We start from the raw sequence: 20857 nt of genomic DNA on the forward strand, positions 1-20857 counted from the left end.
GGGCCGGGGGAAACGCCCCGGCCCGCACCACGGGGGAGACTCGGCGGCCCGAAGCGCGGCAGCACCACCCCACAGACCACCCCGACGATTCACCGCACGCGAAGAGGAAACGCCACATGGCGAATGAAGCAAAGCTCCGCGAGTATCTGAAGAAGGTCACCACAGAACTCGACGAGGCGTACCGGCGACTTCAGGGCTTCGAGGACCAGGCCCGCGAGCCGATCGCCATCGTGGCCATGAGCTGCCGGTTCCCCGGTGGCATCCGCACCCCCGAGGAGCTGTGGCGGCTGCTGGCCGCCGGCGGCGACGCGGCGACGGAGTTCCCCGCCGACCGCGGCTGGGACCTGCGGAACCTGTTCGACGCGGACCCGGACACCCCGGACACCACCTACACCCGGGAGGGCGGGTTCCTCGAGGACGCCACCCGTTTCGACCCCGGCTTCTTCGGGATCTCGCCGCGCGAGGCCATGGCGATGGACCCGCAGCAGCGGCTGCTGCTGGAGACCTCGTGGGAGGCGTTCGAGCGGGCCGGCATCGACCCGGCCGCCCTCCGTGGCAGCCAGACCGGCGTCTTCGCCGGCATCAACGCCTCCGACTACCTGTCGGTGGCACTGGACGCCGAGGAGGACTTCGGCGGGCACCTGGGCACCGGCAACTCCGCCAGCGTGCTCTCCGGCCGGGTCTCCTACGCGTTCGGCCTGGAGGGCCCGGCGGTCACCGTCGACACCGCCTGCTCCGCCTCGCTGGTGGCGCTGCACCTCGCGGTGCAGGCGCTGCGGCTGGGGGAGTGCTCGCTGGCGCTGGCCGGCGGCGTCCACGTGATGTCCACGCCCGGCCTGTTCATCGAGTTCAGCCGGCAGCGCGGGCTCTCCCAGGACGGTCGCTGCAAGGCGTTCGCGGCCGACGCCGACGGCTTCGGGCCGGCCGAGGGCGTGGGCGTGCTGCTCCTGGAGCGGCTCTCCGACGCCCGTCGACACGGCCACAAGGTGCTCGCGGTCGTCCGCGGCACCGCCATCAACCAGGACGGCGCCAGCAACGGGCTGACCGCGCCCAACGGCCCCTCCCAGCAGCGCGTCATCCGGCGCGCCCTGGCCAACGCCCGGCTGTCCGCCGCCGATGTGGACGTCGTCGAGGCGCACGGCACCGGCACCGCCCTCGGCGACCCGATCGAGGCGCAGGCCCTCCTCGCCACGTACGGCCAGGACCGCCCCGCCGACCAGCCGCTGTTGCTGGGCTCGGTGAAGTCCAACATCGGCCACACCCAGGGCGCCGCGGGCATCGCGGGCGTCATGAAGATGGTGCTCGCCATGCGCCACGGCGTGGTGCCCGAGTCGCTGCACATCGCCGAGCCCTCCCCGCACATCGACTGGGCCGCCGGCTCGGTGGCGCTCGCGCGGGAGGCCACCCCCTGGCCGGAGACCGGACGTCCGCGCCGCGCGGGCATCTCCGCCTTCGGCTTCAGCGGCACCAACGCGCACGCCATCGTGGAGCAGGCCCCGGCCGAGGAGCCGGCCGCCGCCGAGGAGCCGACGCGGCAGCCGGGCGTGCTGCCGTGGGTGCTCTCCGGCAAGGGCGAGGCGGCGCTGCGCGCGCAGGCCGCCAAGCTGCTGGAGCGGCTGGCGGCCGACGCCGGCGCCCGCCCGGTGGACGTGGGCTACTCGCTCGCCGTCACCCGCTCCGCCCTGGAGCGCCGCGCGGCGATCGTCGGCGAGGGCCGCGACGCGCTGCTGACCGGGCTGGAGGCGCTGGCCGCCGGCTCGATGGCGCCCGGTGTGGTGCAGGGTTCGGCCGTCGACGGCCAGGTCGCCTTCGTCTTCCCCGGTCAGGGCTCCCAGTGGGCGGGGATGGCGGTCGGGCTGATGGACGCCTCGCCGGTGTTCGCGGCCCGGATCGAGGAGTGCGCCGCCGCGCTGGCGGAGTTCTGCGACTGGTCGCTGGTGGACGTCCTGCGGGGTGTCGAGGGTGCGCCGTCGTTGGAGCGGGTGGACGTGGTCCAGCCGGTGCTGTTCGCGGTGATGGTCTCTCTGGCGGAGCTGTGGCGCTCGCTGGGCGTGCGCGCCGACGCGGTGGTCGGCCACTCGCAGGGTGAGATCGCCGCCGCGTGTGTGGCGGGGATCCTGTCCCTTCAGGACGCGGCGCGGGTGGTCGCGCTGCGCAGCCAGGCGATCGGTCGGGGGCTGGCGGGCAAGGGCGGCATGGTGTCGATCGCCCTGCCGGTGGCCGAGGTCCGGGAGCGGATCGCGGCGTGGGGCGAGGACCGTATCTCGGTGGCGGCCGTCAACGGCCCGTCCTCCGTGGTGGTCTCCGGTGAGCCGGAGGCGCTGGACGAGCTGATCGCCTCCTGCGAGGCGGACGAGGTCCGGGCCCGTAAGGTGCCGGTGGACTACGCCTCGCACTCCGCGCAGGTGGAGCTGCTCCGCGACGAGCTGCTGAAGCTCCTCGCCCCGGTGACGCCGCGGGCGGCCGAGGTGCCGTTCCTGTCGACGGTGACGGGGGAGTGGGTCAAGGGCCCGGAGCTGGACGCCGCGTACTGGTTCACCAACCTCCGTCAGACCGTCGAGCTGGAGAGCGCGGTGCGGCGCCTGCTGGACGAGGGCTTCGGCGCCTTCATCGAGTCCAGCGCCCACCCGGTGCTGACCATGGGCGTGCAGGAGACCGCCGAGGACGCGGGCAGCGAGGCCGCGGCCCTGGGCTCGCTCCGCCGCGACGAGGGCGGCCTCGACCGCTTCCTCACCTCGCTGAGCGAGGCGTGGACGCGCGGTGTGGCGGTCGACTGGGACGCCGTCTACGGCGGCGTCGGCGCCCGGCGCGTCGAACTCCCCACCTATGCCTTCCAGACCGAGCGGTTCTGGCCGGAGGCGGCGCCCGCGCGGGCGGCCGGTGCGGCGCAGGCCGACCCGGTGGACACCCGCTTCTGGGAGACCGTGGAGCGCGAGGACTGGCAGGCGCTGGCCCAGGAGCTCGCGGTCGACGGCGACCAGCCGCTCAGCGCCGTACTCCCGGCGCTCTCCTCCTGGCGCAGGCAGGCCCGCGAGCAGTCCGCGGTGGACGGTTGGCGCTACCGCGTGACCTGGAAGGCGCTGCCCGAGGGCGCCGCCGCGCGGCTCTCCGGCACCTGGCTGCTGGTCGCCCCGGACACCGAGGACGAGCGCGCGACGGCCGTCGCCGCCGCGCTGGGCGAGCGGGGCGCCGACGTACGGCGGATCACGGTGGACGCCACGGCGACCAACCGGGAGGCCCTGGAGGCCCTGGTGCGCGCCGAGCTCGCCGGGGACGACGCGGCGTGCCACGGCGTGCTGTCGCTGCTGCCGTTGGACGAACGCCCCCTCCCCGGGCACGCGGCCCTGCCCGCCGGCGCCGCCGCGCAGCTGGCGCTGATCCAGGCCCTGGGCGACGCCCAGCTCGCCGCCCCGCTGTGGTGCGCCACCAGCGGCGCCGTCTCCACCGGCCGCTCCGACCGGCTGGAGTCCCCGGAGCAGGCGCTGGTCTGGGGCCTCGGCCGGGTGGCCGCCCTGGAGCACCTGGAGCGCTGGGGCGGACTCATCGACCTCCCGGCCCTGCCCGAGTCCCTGGACGAGCGGGCGCTGGGCCGGCTGGCCGGGGTGCTCGCCGGCGACGGCGATGAGGGTCAGGTGGCGATCCGCGCCACCGGCGTCTTCGGACCGCGGCTGGTGCGGGCCGGGCTGGCCGACACCCCGGCCGTACGGGACTGGCGGCCGGCCGGCACCACGCTGGTCACCGGCGGCACGGGCGCGCTGGGCGCACAGGTGGCCCGCTGGCTGGCCCGCAACGGCGCCGAGCACCTGCTGCTCGCCAGCCGCCGCGGCGCCGACGCGCCGGGCGCGGCCGAGCTGCGCGAGGAGTTGACCGCGCTGGGCGCCGAGGTCACCCTCGCCGCCTGCGACGTCGCCGACCGGGAGGCGCTGGCCGCGCTGCTCGCGGAGATCCCGGCCGAGCGGCCGCTGACCGCCGTGGTGCACACCGCCGCGGTGATCGAGGACGGGGTGATCGAGGGGCTGACGCCGGACCAGATGGACCGGGTGCTGCGCCTCAAGGTCGACGCCACCCGTCATCTGCACGAGCTCACCCGCGACCTGGAGCTCTCCGCCTTCGTGCTCTTCTCGCACTTCTCCGCGGTCTTCGGGGCGCCGGGGCAGGGCAACCAGGCGCCGGGCAACGCCTATCTGCACGCCTTCGCCGAGCGGCGACGCGCCGAGGGGCTGCCCGCCACCACGCTCTCCTGGGGCCCGTGGGGCGACGGCACCACCGTCGACGGCGCGGTCGGCGACCGGATGCGCCGCCACGGCATCAACGAGATGGCGCCGGAGCCGGCCGTCGCCGCGCTGCGGCACGCGCTGGACCGGGACGAGACGGCGCTGACCGTCATCGACATGGACTGGCGGCGGTTCACCCTGGCCTTCACCGCCGACCGGCCGCGCCCGCTGCTGCACGAGCTGCCGGAGGCGCGTCAGGTCATCGAGGAGGCGCGGGCCGAGGCCGCCGAGGCCGGGGCCGCCGGGCCGGCGCTGGCCCAGCAACTCGCCGGGCTGCCGGAGACCGAGCGGGAGCGGGTGCTGCTGGACCTGGTCCGCTCGGCGGTGGCGGCGGTCCTCGGGCACGCCGACGCCTCGACCATCGAGGCCGGCCGGGCCTTCAAGGAGCTGGGCTTCGACTCGCTCACCGCGGTCGAACTGCGCAACCGGCTGGGCGCCGCCAGCGGGCTCAAGCTGCCGGCGGCTCTGATCTTCGACCACCCCACGCCCGCCGCCGTGGCCGCGTATCTGCGCGCCGAGGTGGTGCCGGACGAGGCGGCCGGCGGAGCGTCGGTGCTGGAGGAGCTCGACCGGCTGGAGGCGGCGATCGCCGGCAGCACCCCGGACAACGTCACCCGGGCCCGGATCACCATGCGGCTCCAGTCGCTGCTCGGGAAGTGGAACGAGGGCCCGGTCGCCGGTCCCACCGGGCCGACCCCCGCCGCGGCGGCCCCGGCCCCCGAGGCCGCCGAGGTGGTCGAGGAGCTCCAGACGGCCAGCGACGAAGAGCTCTTCGCGTTCATCAACAAGGGGCTCGGAAGGGCCTGATGAACATTTCGCTATTGACGTGCCTTTCGAAGTCGGACAGGATTTCCCGCACTCTCGTATAAGGCTCGGTATTCCCGCTGCCCCCTATCATCCCCCGGTCGTCCAGGGGGTGATAGGGGGCAGTTAGGGGTTGTAGGGCGGGTTAGCCCGGACATAGCCTCTCGCCGAGAAGTCGACTAATTGCTTATTTTCCGATGCCGTCTGCCGTAAATGGGTTGCGTTAAATGGCGAATGAAGAGACGCTGCGGGACTACCTCAAGCTCGTGACGGCGGATCTGCATCAGACTCGTCTTCGCCTGCGTGAGGCGGAGGCCAAGAACCACGACCCCATAGCCATCGTGGGGATCGGCTGCCGCTACCCCGGCGGTGTGCGTTCCGCCGAGGACCTGTGGCGGGTCGTCAGCGAGGGTGTGGACGCGGTCAGCGACTTCCCCGTGGACCGCGGATGGAACGTCGACACGATGTACCACCCGGACCCGGACCACCCCGGCACCAGCTATGTGCACGAGGGCGGCTTCGTCGACGCGATCGCCGACTTCGACCCCTCCGTCTTCGGCATCTCGCCGCGCGAGGCGCTGAGCATGGACCCGCAGCAGCGCATGCTGCTGGAGACGTCCTGGGAGGCGTTCGAGCGGGCCGGCGTCGACCCGACGTCCGTGCGCGGCCAGCAGATCGGCGTCTTCGTCGGCACCAGCAACCACGACTACCTGGCGGCGATCCTCAGCTCCACGGAGAACTTCGAGGGCTACTTCGGCACCGGCAACGCCGCGAGCGTCGCCTCCGGCCGCCTGTCGTACACCTTCGGCCTCGAGGGCCCCGCCGCCACCGTCGACACCGCCTGCTCCTCCTCGCTGGTGGCCCTGCACCTGGCGGTGCAGGCGCTGCGCAACAACGAGTGCACGATGGCGCTGGCTGGCGGCGCGACCCTGATGTGCGCCCCCGGCGTCTTCGTCGACTACAGCAAGATGCGCGGCCTCGCCCTGGACGGCCGCTCCAAGCCCTTCGCCCCCGAGGCCGACGGCTTCTGCCTCGGCGAGGGCGTCGGCGTGCTGCTGGTCGAGCGGCTCTCCGACGCGCGGCGCAAGGGCCACCCGGTGCTCGCCGTCATCCGCGGCACCGCCGTCAACCAGGACGGCGCCAGCAACGGCCTCACCTCGCCCAACGGCCCCTCCCAGCAGCGCGTCATCCTCCAGGCGCTGGCCAACGCCCGGCTCACCCCGGACCAGGTCGACGCCGTCGAGGCGCACGGCACCGGCACCGCGCTCGGCGACCCGATCGAGGCCGACGCGCTGCTCGCCACCTACGGCCAGGACCGCCCCGAGGGCCGGCCGCTGCTGCTCGGCTCCGTCAAGTCCAACATCGGCCACGCCCAGGCGGGCGCCGGCGTCGGCGGCGTCATCAAGATGGTCATGGCGCTGAAGCACGGCGTGCTGCCCAAGACGCTGCACCTGACCGAGCCGACCCCGCACGTCGACTGGACCTCCGGCGACATCGAGCTGCTGACCGAGGCCCGGGAGTGGCCGGAGACCGGCCAGCCGCGGCGCGCCGGCGTCTCCTCGTTCGGCATGTCCGGCACCAACGCGCACACCATCATCGAGGAGGCCCCGGCCCCCGCCGCCGAGGAGACGGCGGACGCGGCGGACCCCGCCCCCGCCGCCCGCCCGCCGCTCACCCCCGTCGTGCTGTCCGGCAAGGACCAGGGCGCGCTCCGCGCCCAGGCCGCCCAGCTGCACGCCCACCTGACCTCGGGCCGGCCCGCCGCCGACCTGGTCGACCTCGGCTACTCGCAGGCCGTCACCCGCCCCGCCCTCGACCGGCGCGCCGCCGTCGTCGCGGCCGACCGCGACGAACTCCTCGCGGGCCTGGCCGCGCTGGCCGAGGGCCAGAGCCACCCCCTCCTCACCGAGGGGCTGGCCGCCGAGGGCAAGCTCGCCTTCCTCTTCACCGGCCAGGGCAGCCAGCGGCTGGGCATGGGCCGCGAGCTGTACGCGACCCACCCGGTCTTCGCCAAGGCCCTGGACGACGTCTGCGCCCAGCTCGACCGCTTCCTGGAGCGGCCGCTGAAGGACGTGCTCTTCGGCGACGACGCCGAGCCGCTGAACCGGACCGGCTACACCCAGCCGGCGCTCTTCGCCGTCGAGGTGGCGCTGTTCCGCCTCGTCCAGTCCTGGGGCCTCAAGCCGGACTTCCTCGCCGGACACTCCATCGGCGAGCTCGCCGCCGCCCATGTCGCCGGGGTGCTGTCGCTGACCCACGCCAGCGCGCTGGTGGCCGCCCGCAGCCAGCTCATGCAGCAGCTCCCGGCCGGCGGCGCGATGATCGCCGTCCAGGCGACGGAGGACGAGGTCCTTCCGCTGCTCACCGACGGCGTCAGCATCGCCGCCCTCAACGGCCCCACCTCCGTGGTGGTCGCCGGCGACGAGGAGGCCGCGGTCGCGATCGCCGCCGCCTTCGAGGCGCAGGGCCGCAAGACCAAGCGGCTCGCCGTCAGCCACGCCTTCCACTCCCCGCACATGGACGGGATGCTGGACGCCTTCCGCGAGGTGGCCGAGCGGCTGACCTACCACGCCCCGACGATCCCCATCGTCTCCAACCTCACCGGCGACCTGGTCTCCGCCGAGGAGATCACCACCGCCGACTTCTGGGTCCGCCACGTCCGCGAGGCCGTCCGCTTCCTCGACGGCATCCGCGCCCTGGAGGCGCGCGGCGTCACCACCTTCGTCGAACTCGGCCCCGGCGGCGTGCTCTCCGCCATGGGACAGGACTGCCTGGCCACCACCAGGGCGCACGCCGTGGCGTTCGTCCCCGCCCTGCGCGACGACCGCCCCGAGGCCCGCACCCTGACCCAGGCCCTCGCGCAGGCCCACACCCGCGGCGTGGCCGTGGACTGGGCCACCTTCTACGCCGGCACCGGCGCCGACCGCGTCGACCTGCCCACCTACGCCTTCCAGCGCCAGCGCTTCTGGCCGTCCAACCCCTTCGCCGACATGGGCGACCCGGCGGAGACCGGCGCGCTCAGCGCCACCGACGCCCGCTTCTGGGAGGTCGTGCACAGCGAGGACCTCGCGGCCCTCGCCGACACCCTCGGCATCGACGGCGACCAGCCGCTGAGCGCCGTGCTCCCCGCGCTGTCCGCCTGGCGCCGGCGCCACCACGACCGCTCCACCGTCGACGGCTGGCGCTACCGCACCACCTGGAAGCCGCTGACCGGCGCCCAGCCCTCGCTGCTCACCGGCACCTGGCTCGTCGTCACCCCGGCCGGCGCGGCCGACTCCCCGTGGCCCGCCGAGACCGTCCGCATGCTCACCGAGCGCGGCGTGCGCGTCGCCCAGCTCTCCGTGGACGCCACCGCCGCCGACCGCGCCGACCTCGCCGAGCGGCTCCGCGCCGCCCTGCCCGAGGACACCGCGCCCGCCGGCGTGCTCTCCCTCCTCGGCCTCGACGAGCGGCCGCACACCGACCACCCCGAGCTGACCGCCGGCCTCGCCGGCACCGTCGCCCTCGTGCAGGCGCTGGGCGACGCCGACCTCGACGCCCGGCTGTGGGCGGTCACCCGCGGCGCCGTCTCCACCGGCCGCTCCGACCGGCTCACCAGCGCCGTCCAGGCCCAGCTGTGGGGCCTCGGCCGCACCGTCGGCCACGAACACCCCGAGCGCTGGGGCGGCCTGATCGACCTGCCCGAGGCCGCCGACGAGCGGGCCCTCGGCCGGCTCGCCGAGGCGCTCTCCGGCCTCGGCGACGAGGACCACCTCGCCATCCGCCCGCAGGGCGTCTTCGTGCGCCGCCTCGCCCGCGCCCCGCACGCCGAGACCACCGACGAGACCACCGACGCGGGCTGGACCGGCCGCGGCACCGCGCTCGTCACCGGCGGCACCGGCGCCCTGGGCGCCCATGTCGCCCGCTGGCTCGTCGGCCAGGGCGTCGAACACCTGGTGCTCACCAGCCGCCGCGGCGCGGACGCGCCGGGCGCCGCCGAACTGCGCGAGGAGCTGACCGCGCTGGGCGCCGAGGTCACCCTCGCCGCCTGCGACGTCGCCGACCGGGACGCGCTGGCCGCGCTGCTGGCGTCGATCCCCGAGCGGTACCCGCTGACCACCGTCGTGCACGCCGCCGGCGTGCTGGACGACGGCGTCCTGGACGCCCAGACCCCGGCGCGTCTGGCCGCCGTGCTGCGCCCCAAGGCCACCGCCGCGCTCAACCTGCACGAGCTCACCCGCGACCTGGACCTGAGCGCCTTCGTGCTGTTCTCGTCCATGGCCGCCACCTTCGGCGCCGCCGGCCAGGCCAACTACACCGCCGCCAACGCCTACCTGGACGCGCTGGCCGAGCAGCGCCGCGCCGAGGGCCTGCACGCCGTCTCGCTGGCCTGGGGCGCCTGGGCCGAGGGCGGCATGGCCACCGACGAGCTGGTCGCCGAGCGGCTTCGGCTCTCCGGACTGCCCGCGCTCGCCCCCGAGCCGGCCACCGTCGCGCTGCGCACCGCACTCGACCTGGACGAGACCTTCTCCCTGGTCGTGGACATCGACTGGGACCGCTTCGGCCCCGGTCTCACCGCCATCCGCCCCAACCCGCTGGTCGCCGACCTCCCCGAGGCGCGGCACGCCCTGGAGGCGGCGCGGACGGCCGACGGCGACGGCGCCGACGAGGCGTCCTCCCTCGCGCGGCGGCTGGCCGCCGCCGCGACCGAGGAGGAGCGCGACGCGCTCGCCCTGGACTTCGTCCGCACCCAGGTGGCGGTCGTCCTCGGCCACGCCGGCCCCGAGACCGTCGAGCCCACCCGCGCCTTCCGCGACCTCGGCTTCGACTCGCTGACCGCGGTCGAGATCCGCAACCTGCTGGGCTCGCTCACCGGGCTGCGGCTGCCCGCCACGATCATCTTCGACTACCCGACCCCGATCATCCTGGCGGAGTTCCTCCAGGAGGAGCTCGTCGGCTCCCGCCCGGTCGCCGCCGGCCCCGCCGCCCCCGTGGCGGCCGTGGCCGACGACCCGATCGCGATCGTCGGCATGAGCTGCCGCTTCCCCGGCGGCGCCACCACCCCCGAAGAGCTGTGGAAGCTGCTCATATCGGGCCAGGACGCGGTCACCGGCTTCCCCGCCGACCGCGGCTGGGACGTCGACGCGCTCTACGACCCGGAGTCCGGCGCCGAGAACACCACCTACGTCCGCGAGGGCGGCTTCCTGCACGACGCCGCCGACTTCGACCCGGCGTTCTTCGGGATCTCGCCGCGTGAGGCGCTGGCCATGGACCCGCAGCAGCGGCTGCTGCTGGAGACGTCGTGGGAGGCGTTCGAGCGGGCCGGCATCGACCCGGCGACGCTGCGCGGTCAGCAGGTCGGCGTCTTCGCCGGCACCAACGGCCAGGACTACCTGCCCGTCATCCTCGCCGCCCCCGGCGGCTCCGAGGGCTTCATGGGCACCGGGAACGCGGCCAGCGTGCTCTCCGGCCGGGTCTCCTACGCCCTGGGCCTGGAGGGCCCCGCGGTCACCGTCGACACCGCCTGCTCCTCCTCGCTCGTCGCCCTGCACTGGGCGATCCAGGCGCTGCAGAGCGGCGAGTGCTCCCTCGCCCTCGCCGGTGGCATCACCGTGATGTCCACCCCGGGCAACTTCATCGACTTCAGCCGGCAGCGCGGGCTCGCCACGGACGGCAGGATCAAGGCGTTCGCGGCCGGCGCCGACGGCACCGGCTGGGGCGAGGGTGTCGGCATGCTGCTCGTGGAGCGGCTGTCCGACGCGCGGAAGAACGGCCACCCGGTCCTCGCGATCGTGCGCGGCTCGGCGGTCAACCAGGACGGCGCCAGCAACGGTCTGACGGCGCCGAACGGCCCGTCGCAGCAGCGCGTGATCCGGCAGGCCCTCGCGGGCGCCGGGCTGACGACAGCGGACGTGGACGCGGTCGAGGCGCACGGCACCGGCACCAAGCTCGGCGACCCCATCGAGGCGCAGGCGCTGCTGGCCACCTACGGCCAGGACCACACCCCCGAACAGCCGCTGTACCTGGGCTCCATCAAGTCCAACTTCGGCCACACCCAGGCCGCCGCCGGCGTCGCGGGCGTCATGAAGATGGTCCTCGCCATCCAGCACGGGATGCTGCCGCAGACGCTGCACGTCGACGAGCCGACCCCGCACGTCGACTGGTCGGCCGGCGAGATCGCGCTGCTCACCGAGCCGGTGGAGTGGCCCGAGACCGGCCGCCCGCGCCGGGCCGCCGTCTCCTCCTTCGGCATCAGCGGCACCAACGCGCACACGATCATCGAGCAGGCCCCGGCCGAGGAGGCCGCTCCGGCCCGCGGCACGGCCCCGGCCGCGCTGCCGGTGGTCCTGTCCGCCCGCACCGGAGAGGGCCTGCGCGCCCAGGCCGAGCGGCTGCGCGCGCACCTGGCCGAGGAGCCGGACGCCGCACTCACGGACGTCGGCTTCTCGCTGGCCACCCGGCGCGCCGCCTTCGAGGAGCGGGCCGCCCTGGTCGTCGCCGACCGCGACGCCCTGCTCGCGGGCCTGGAGGCCCTGTCCGCCGGCCAGTCCGCGCCGGGTCTGGTGACGGGCTCCGCGGACGGCGGCAAGACGGCGTTCCTGTTCACGGGTCAGGGCAGCCAGCGGCTGGGCATGGGCCGTGAGCTGTACGACGCGTACCCGGTGTTCGCGGACGCGCTGGACGCGGTCTGCGCGCACCTGGACGGCCACCTTGACCGGCCGCTGAAGGACGTGGTGTTCGGTGACGACGCCGAGCTGCTGCACCAGACCGGCTACACCCAGCCCGCGCTGTTCGCGGTCGAGGTGGCGCTCTTCCGCCTGGTCGAAGCCTGGGGCGTGAAGGCGGACTTCCTCTCCGGTCACTCGATCGGCGAGTTGGCCGCCGCGCATGTCTCTGGTGTGCTGTCCCTGGAGGACGCCTGCACCCTGGTGGCCGCCCGCGGTCGCCTGATGCAGGACCTCCCGGCCGGCGGCGCGATGATCGCCGTCCAGGCGACGGAGGACGAGGTCCTTCCGCTGCTCACCCAGGGCGTCAGCATCGCGGCCCTCAACGGCCCCACCTCCGTGGTGATCGCGGGTGACGAGGACGCGGCTGTCACGATCGCCGGGACCTTCGAGCAGCAGGGTCGTAAGACCAAACGCCTGACCGTCTCGCACGCCTTCCACTCGCCGCGCATGGACGCGATGCTGGCGGACTTCCGCGCGGTGGCCGAGACGCTGTCGTACGAGGCTCCGCGTATCCCGATCGTCTCCAACCTGACCGGCGCTCTGGTCTCCGTCGAGGAGATCACCACCGCCGACTTCTGGGTGCGCCACGTCCGGGAGGCCGTGCGCTTCCTCGACGGGATTCGAGCCCTGGAGGCTCAGGGCGTCACCACCTTCGTGGAGCTGGGCCCCGACGGCGTCCTCTCTGCCATGGCGCAGGAGTGTGTCGAGGGCGCGGACGCGATCTTCGCCGCCGCGCTGCGCGCCGGCCGTCCCGAGGCCGAGGCGCTGGTCGCGGCCGTGGCGCGGGCGCACGTCCGCGGCCTCGCCGTGGACTGGGCGGCGTTCTTCGCCGGCACCGGCGCCGCGCGCGTCGAGCTGCCGACCTACGCCTTCCAGCGGCAGCGCTACTGGCCGAAGGTGTCGTCGCTCTACCTCGGCGACGTCGCGGCCGTGGGCCTGGGCGAGGCCGAGCACCCGCTGCTGGGGGCGAGCGCCGAACTGCCGGACGCGGACGGGGTGCTGTTCACCGGCCGCCTGGCGCTGTCGACGCACCCCTGGCTGGCCGGCCACACCATCATGGACACGGTCCTGCTGCCGGGCACGGCCTTCGTGGAGCTGGCGATCCGCGCCGGCGACCAGGTGGGCTGCCCGCACCTGGAGGAGCTGACGCTGGAGGCGCCGCTGGTGCTGCCCGCACAGGGCGGCGTCCAGCTGCGGCTGTCGGTCGCCGCCGCCGACGAGTTCGGCCGCCGCCCGCTGTCGCTGCACTCCCGCCTCGAGGACCTTCCGGCCGAGGAGCCGTGGACCCGGCACGCCAGCGGTGTGCTCGCGACCGCCGACGGGGTGCCCGGGCCGGCGTTCGAGCTGAGCGCCTGGCCGCCGGCGGACGCCGTCGAGGTGGAGCTGGGCGACCGCTACGCGGGGCTGCTCGACATCGGCTTCGCCTACGGCCCCGACTTCCAGGGCCTGCGCAGGGCCTGGCGGCGCGACGGCGAGATCTTCGCCGAGGTGCGGCTGCCCGAGGAGACCCAGGAGGAGGCCGGCCGCTTCGGGCTGCACCCGGCGCTGCTGGACTCCGCGCTGCACGCCATCGGCATCGGCGGTCTCGGCGTCAGCGACGGCACGGGCCGGCTGCCGTTCGCCTGGAGCGGGGTGTCCCTGTACGCGAGCGGGGCCTCCGCGCTCCGCGTCCACCTGGCGCCCGTGGGCGCCGAGGGCGTCCGGCTGGAGCTCGCCGACGTGACCGGCGCGCCGGTCGCCGCCGTCGAGTCCCTCGGCCTGCGCCCGGTCTCGGCCGAGCAGCTGCGGACCGCCCGCACCGCCTACCACGAGTCGCTCTTCCACATGGAGTGGACGGAGCTCACCGGCGCCGCCGAGGCGGCCCCCGCGGGCCGCTGGGCCGTGCTGGGCTCCGCCGAGCTCCTCGGCGCGGACGTCCCGACGTACGCCGCGTACGCCGACCTGGCCGCCGCGGTCGACGCGGGTGTCCAGGCCCCCGAGTTCGTCTTCGTCACGCCCGGCGCGACCGGTGACGGGGACGCGGCCGCCGCCGCGCACCACGCCGCCGCGGAGGCGCTCGGCCTGGTACAGGAGTGGCTGGCGGACGACCGGTTCGCCGACTCCCGGCTGGTCGTGCTGACCTCCGGCGCGGTGGCCGCCGTCCCGGGCGAGCCGGTGCCCGACGTGGCCCGGGCCGCCGTCTGGGGCCTGCTGCGCTCGGCCCAGTCGGAGAACCCGGACCGGCTGCTGCTGGTCGACCTCGATGAGCGGGACCTGTCCCGCCGGGCGCTTCCCGGCGCCCTCGCCTCGGGCGAGTCGCAGCTCGCGCTCCGCGCGGGCGTCGCCTCCACGCCGCGGCTGACGCGGGTGGCCGTGGACGCCGACGCCGAGCGGGAGTTCCGTCCGGCCGCCGACGGCACGGTGCTGGTCACCGGCGCCAGCGGCTCGCTGGGCGGGCTGGTGTCCCGGCACCTGGTGGCCGAGCACGGGGTGCGGAACCTGCTGCTGGTCAGCCGCCGCGGCGCCGAGGCGCCCGGTGCGGCGGAACTCGCCGCCGAGCTGGCCGAGTCCGGCGCGGACGTCACCTGGGCAGCCTGCGATGTCGCCGACCGGGAGGCGCTGGCCGCCGTCCTGGCGGACATCCCCGCCGCGCACCCGCTGACCGCCGTGGTGCACACCGCCGGTGTGCTCGACGACGGTGTGATCAGCTCGCTGACCCCCGAGCGCGTCGACCGCGTCATGCGCCCGAAGGTGGACGCGGCCTGGAACCTGCACGAGCTGACCCGCGAGCTGGACCTGGCGGCGTTCGTCCTCTTCTCGTCCTCCTCCGGCGTCTTCGGCGGCCCGGGCCAGGGCAACTACGCCGCCGCCAACGCCTTCCTGGACGCGCTGGCCGCGCACCGCCGGGCGAGTGGCCTGCCCGCCACCGCCCTCGCCTGGGGCCTGTGGGCCGGCGGCGGCATGGGCGGCACCCTGGACGAGGCCGACATCAGCCGGATGCGGCGCGCCGGTCTGCCGCCGCTGCCGGTGGCCGAGGGACTGGCCCTGCTGGACACCGCCCTGCGGATGCCCGAGCCGGCGCTGGTGCCGATGCGCGTCGACGTGGCGGCGCTGCGCGCCGTGGCCGCCTCGGGCGCCATCTCGCCGCTGTTGCGCGGCCTGGTCCGGGTCCCGGTGCGGCGTGCGGCACAGGCCGCGGGGGTCGCCGGCGGCGAGGCCGGGCTGGCCGGGCGGCTCGCCGGGCTCAGCGAGAACGAGCAGGAGCGGATGCTGCTGGACCTGGTCCGCGGCCAGGTGGCGACCGTGCTCGGCTACGCCGGGGCGGAGACCATCGGCTCGGGTCGGGCGTTCAAGGAACTGGGCTTCGACTCGCTCACCGCGGTCGAACTCCGCAACCAGCTCAACGCGGTGACGGGGCTGCGGCTCCCGGCCACGCTGATCTTCGACTACCCGGACCCGACCGTCCTCGCCCGCCACCTGCGGACCGAGCTCGTCGGCACCGGCACCGGCACCGCGGCGCTCGCCCCGGCACCGGTCGTGGCGGCCGTCGGCGACGACGAGCCGATCGCCATCGTCGCCATGAGCTGCCGCTACCCGGGCGGGGTGCGCACCCCCGAGGACCTGTGGCAGATGATCGCCGCCGGCGACGACGGCATCTCGCTCTTCCCCGACAACCGCGGCTGGGACCTGGACGCCCTCTACGACCCGAACCCGGAGACCCAGGGCACCTCCTACGCCCGCGAGGGCGGCTTCCTGCACGACGCCGCCGAGTTCGACCCGGCGTTCTTCGGCATCTCGCCGCGTGAGGCGCTGGCCATGGACCCGCAGCAGCGGCTGCTGCTGGAGACCTCCTGGGAGGCGTTCGAGCGGGCCGGCATCGACCCGCTGTCGGTGCGCGGCAGCCAGACCGGCGTCTTCGCCGGCGTGATGTACCACGACTACGGCTCGCGGCTGCACGCCGCGCCGGAGGAGGTCGAGGGCTACCTCGGCACCGGCAGCTCCAGCAGCGTCGTCTCCGGCCGCGTCGCGTACACCTTCGGCCTGGAGGGCCCGGCCGTCACGGTCGACACGGCCTGCTCCTCGTCGCTGGTGGCGCTGCACCTCGCGGCGCAGGCGCTGCGCAACGGCGAGTGCTCGCTGGCCCTCGCCGGCGGCGTCACCGTGATGTTCACCCCCGGCACCTTCATCGAGTTCAGCCGGCAGCGCGGGCTCGCCGCCGACGGCCGCTGCAAGTCCTTCGCCGGCGCCGCGGACGGCACCGGCTGGGGCGAGGGCGCGGGCATGCTGCTCCTGGAGCGGCTCTCCGACGCCCGTCGACACGGCCACGAGGTGCTGGCGATCGTCCGCGGCTCGGCCGTCAACCAGGACGGCGCGAGCAACGGTCTGACGGCGCCGAACGGCCCGTCGCAGCAGCGCGTCATCCGCCAGGCCCTGGCCAACGCGCGGCTCACCGGCGACCAGGTCGACGTGGTCGAGGCGCACGGCACCGGCACCACGCTGGGCGACCCGATCGAGGCCCAGGCGCTGCTGGCCACCTACGGCCAGGACCACTCGGCGGAGCGCCCGCTGTGGCTCGGCTCGGTCAAGTCCAACCTCGGCCACACCCAGGCCGCCTCCGGCGTCGCCGGCGTCATCAAGATGGTGCTCGCCATGCGGCACGGACTGCTGCCCCAGACGCTGCACGTCGACGAGCCCTCGCCGCACGTGGACTGGACGGCGGGCGCCGTCGAGCTGCTCACCGAGGCCAGGGAGTGGCCGCGCGCCGAGCGCCCGCGCCGGGCCGGCGTCTCCTCCTTCGGCATCAGCGGCACCAACGCGCACGCCATCATCGAGCAGGCCCCCGAGGCCGACCCGACCGAGGGCGCGGCCGAGCCGCAGGCCCCCGCGGCCGGCACCGGGCTGCCCTTCGTGCCCGTGCTGCTCTCGGCGCGCGGCGAGGACGGGCTGCGGGCCCAGGCCCAGCGGCTGCGCGCCCACATCGGCGAGCGGTCGGAGACCGCGGGCGACGACCTGCCCGGCCTGGCCGACCTCGGCTACTCGCTGGCCACCACCCGCGCGGCGCTGGAGCACCGGGCCGCGCTGGTCGTCGCCGACCGCGACGAGGCGCTGCGTGCCCTGGACGCGCTGGCGCGCGGCGAGGCCGACCCGGCGCAGGTGCTGCGCGGCGTGGCGACCGAGGGCAAGGTGGCGTTCCTGTTCACCGGACAGGGCAGCCAGCGGCTCGGCATGGGCCGTGAGCTGTACGCCGCCTTCCCCGTCTTCGCGGAGGCGCTGGACGCCGTCTGCGGAGAGCTGGACCGGCACCTGGACCGGCCGCTGAAGGACGTGCTGTTCGGCGACGACGCCGAGCTGCTGGACCGCACCGGCTACACCCAGCCCGCCCTGTTCGCCGTCGAGGTGGCCCTCTACCGCCTGGTCACCGCCTGGGGCCTGCGGCCCGACTACCTGTCCGGCCACTCCATCGGCGAGCTGGCCGCCGCCCATGTGGCGGGCGTCCTCTCGCTGGCGGACGCGGCGAAGCTGGTGGCCGCCCGCGGCCGGCTGATGCAGGAACTCCCCGCCGGCGGCGCGATGATCGCCGTCCAGGCGACGGAGGACGAGGTCCTGCCGCTGCTCACCGAGCGGGTCGGCGTCGCGGCCCTCAACGGCCCGCGGTCCGTGGTGATCGCGGGTGACGAGGACGAGGCTCTGCAGATCGCGAGCGGCTTCGAGGCGCAGGGTCGTAAGACCAAGCGGCTCACCGTCAGCCACGCCTTCCACTCGCCGCTCATGGAGCCGATGCTCGCGGACTTCCGGAAGCTCGCGGAGGGCCTCACCTTCCACGCCCCGAAGATCCCGATCGTCTCCAACCTGACCGGCGCCGTGGTCACGGCCGACGAGATCCGGCTGCCGGAGTTCTGGGTCCGCCACGTCCGGGAGGCCGTGCGCTTCCTCGACGGGGTGCGCGCCCTGCACGCCGCCGGCGTCACCACCTTCCTCGAACTCGGCCCGGACGGCGTGCTCTCGGCGATGGCCGAGGAGTGCCTGACCGACGCCGCGGACGCCGGCGACACGGCCTTCGCGCCCGCGCTGCGCACCGGCCGTCCCGAGGCGCGGACGCTGGCCACCGCCCTGGCCCTGGCCCACGTACGGGGCGTCGCCCCGGACTGGGCCGCCTTCTACGCCGGCACCGGCGCGACCCGCACCGCCCTGCCCACCTACCCGTTCCAGCGCCAGCGCTACTGGCTGGACGTGGGCATCTCCGCCGAGGACGTGGCGTCCGCGGGCCTGGAGATGGCGGGCCACCCGCTGCTGGGCGCGGCGGTCGAACTCCCCGACACCGGCGGCTTCGTCTTCACCGGCCGGCTGTCGCTGCGCAGCCACCCGTGGCTGGCCGACCACGCCGTCATGGACACCGTGCTGCTGCCGGGCACAGCCTTCGTCGAGCTGGCGCTGCGCGCCGGCGAGGAGGCCGGCTGTGACACCGTCGAGGAGCTGACCCTCCAGGCGCCGCTGGTCCTGCCCGAACAGGGCGCCGTACAGCTGCGCCTGGAGCTGACGGCCGCCGACGAGGCCGGGCGGCGGGGCTTGAGCCTGCACTCCCGCCGCGAGGAGGCCGAGGCCGACGAGCCGTGGACCCGGCACGCCACCGGCTTCCTGGCCCCCGGCGCGGCGGCCCCCGCCGAGCCCTTCCCGGACGTCTGGCCGCCCGCCGGCGCGACCGCCCTCGACACCGCCGACTTCTACCCGGGCGCGGCCGCCGCCGGGCTCGGCTACGGCCCGGTGTTCCAGGGCCTGACGGCCGCCTGGCGCGCCGGCGACGAGCTGTTCGCCGAGGTCCGGCTGCCCCAGGGCTTCGAGACCCAGGCCGGTGAGTTCGGGCTGCACCCGGCGCTGCTGGATTCGGCACTGCACGCGCTGGGCCTGGACGGCTCCGGCGAGGGCGCGCGGCTGCCGTTCGCCTGGACCGGGGCGCGGCTGCACGCCGCCGGCGCCGCCGGGCTGCGGGTCCGGCTGCGGCCGGCCGACGGCGGCGTGGCGCTCCAGCTCGCCGACGCCACCGGCACGGCGGTCGCCTCCATCGACCAGCTGGTGTTGCGCCCGGTCTCCGCCGAGCAGCTGAACGCCGCGCGCACCGCGCACCATGAGTCGCTGTTCCGGCCCGAGTGGACGGCGCTGCCGCTGCCCGCGGAGCAGACCGGCGAGGTGCCGCTCGGCCAGCGCTGGGCGGCGCTGGGCGGCGAGCCGTTCGCCGTCGTCGGCCGGACCCTGGACGGCTATGCCGACCTGGCCGCGCTGGCCGCCGCCGACGGGGCCGTCCCGGACGTCGTCTTCGTCCCGCTGGCCGCGGCCGGCACCGGGCCGCAGCTGCCCGAGACCGCCCGCGCCGCCGCCCGCGACGCCCTGGAGCTGGTGCGGGCGTGGGTGACGGAACCCCGGTTCGAGGACGCGCGGCTGGTGTTCGTCACCCGCGGCGCCGTCGCCGCCGGCGCCGGCGAGGAGCTCGCCGACCCGGCCCACGCCACCGTGTGGGGCCTGGTCCGCACCGCCCAGTCGGAGCACCCCGGACGCCTCGTCCTGGTCGACACCGACGCCACCGACGCCTCGCGGCGGGCCCTGCCCGCTGCGCTCGGCGCCGAAGAGCCGCAGCTCGCGCTGCGCTCCGGCACGGCGCACGCCTTCCGGCTGGCCCGCGTCCCGGCCCAGGACACCGGCACCGCGCCGGAGTTCGACCCGGCCGGCACCGTCCTGCTGACCGGCGCCAGCGGCACCCTCGGCGCGCTGTTCGCCCGCCACCTGGTGGCCGAGCGGGGCGTACGCCACCTGCTGCTGGCCAGCCGGCGCGGCGAACGCGCCCCCGGCGCGGCCGAACTCGCCACCGAGCTGACGGCGCTGGGCGCCGAGGTCACCTGGGCGGCCTGCGACGCCGCCGACCGTGAGGCGCTGAAGCGGCTCCTCGGCGCGATCCCGGCCGAGCATCCGCTGACCGCGGTGGTGCACACCGCGGGTGTGCTGGACGACGGTGTGATCGACTCGCTCACCGGCGAGCGGCTCGACGCGGTGCTGCGACCCAAGGTGGACGCCGCGTGGAACCTGCACGAGCTCACCGAGGGCCTGGAGCTGTCCGCGTTCGTGCTCTTCTCCTCCGCCGCCGGCGTGTTCGGCAGCGCCGGGCAGGGCAACTACGCCGCGGCCAACACCTTCCTGGACGCCCTGGCGCGGCACCGCGCCGCCCGCGGCCTGCCCGCCACCTCACTGGCCTGGGGCCTGTGGGTGGCGGCCGGCGGCATGGCGGGCAGCCTGGACGAGTCCGACGTGACCCGGATGCAGCGCGGCGGCTACGCGGCGCTGCCGCAGGACGAGGGCCTGGCCCTGTTCGACCTGGCCGGCACGCTGGCGGAGCCGGTGCTGGTCCCGATCCGGCTCGACACCGGGGCGCTGCGCGCCCAGGCCGCCGCCGGGATGCTGCCCACGCTGCTGCGCGGCCTGGTCCGCACCCCCGCGCGGCGGGCCGCGGAGACGCCCGCCGCCGGCGGCGCCCCCGCCGCCACCGGCTCGCTCACCGAGCGGCTGGCCGGGCTGTCGGAGGCCGAGCGCGACCGGGAACTGCTGGACCTGGTGCGGACGCAGGTGGCGGCCGTGCTCGGCTACGCCGGGCCGGACGACGTCGACGCCGGGCGGGGCTTCCTCGACCTGGGCTTCGACTCGCTCACCGCCGTGGACCTGCGCAACCGACTGGGCGCGGCCGCCGGGCTGCGCCTGCCGGTGACGCTGATCTTCGACTACCCGACGCCCACCGCGCTCGCCGGATACCTGCGCGAGGAACTCGTGGTGGACGGCGCGGACTCCGTGCTCCCGTCCGTACACGCGGAACTCGACAAGCTGGAGGCGATCCTCTCCGGGGTCGGCCCCGACGACGTCGAACGCCCCGGAATCGCCGCCCGTCTGCGCGATCTCCTGTCGAAGTGGAACGAAACGCAAAGTGCAACCGACGGCGCGGCCGAGGACCGCGAGATCGCGTCCGCGACCGCTGACGAGATCTTCGATCTGCTCGACGACGAGCTCGGCTTCAACTGACCAGCTCCACGTGAGCTTTCGGAATTCTTAGTTACG

The 20857-nt window shown here is 75.4% G+C and carries 2 protein-coding genes; both read left to right on the plus strand.

From position 1 onward, the window contains the following. The first annotated feature begins 116 nt into the window (after positions 1 to 116). Complete coding sequence (locus LRS74_RS22465) at positions 117 to 5081, plus strand: type I polyketide synthase (protein ID WP_277742698.1); 4965 nt, start codon at positions 117 to 119, stop codon at positions 5079 to 5081. A gap of 224 nt (positions 5082 to 5305) precedes the next feature. Beyond that, entirely contained in the window at positions 5306 to 20821 is a 15516-nt protein-coding gene (locus LRS74_RS22470) for a type I polyketide synthase (RefSeq protein ID WP_277742699.1), read from the plus strand. The last annotated feature ends 36 nt before the right edge of the window (positions 20822 to 20857 follow it).

It is taken from the genome of Streptomyces sp. LX-29, from assembly GCF_029541745.1.
Classification (GTDB): Bacteria; Actinomycetota; Actinomycetes; order Streptomycetales; family Streptomycetaceae; genus Streptomyces.

What these genes read in the sequence shown, in the direction of transcription:
- LRS74_RS22465 (WP_277742698.1), top strand. Translation starts at nt 117, where the DNA reads ATGGCGAATGAAGCAAAGCTCCGCGAGTATCTGAAGAAGGTCACCACA.
- LRS74_RS22470 (WP_277742699.1), top strand. Translation starts at nt 5,306, where the DNA reads ATGGCGAATGAAGAGACGCTGCGGGACTACCTCAAGCTCGTGACGGCG.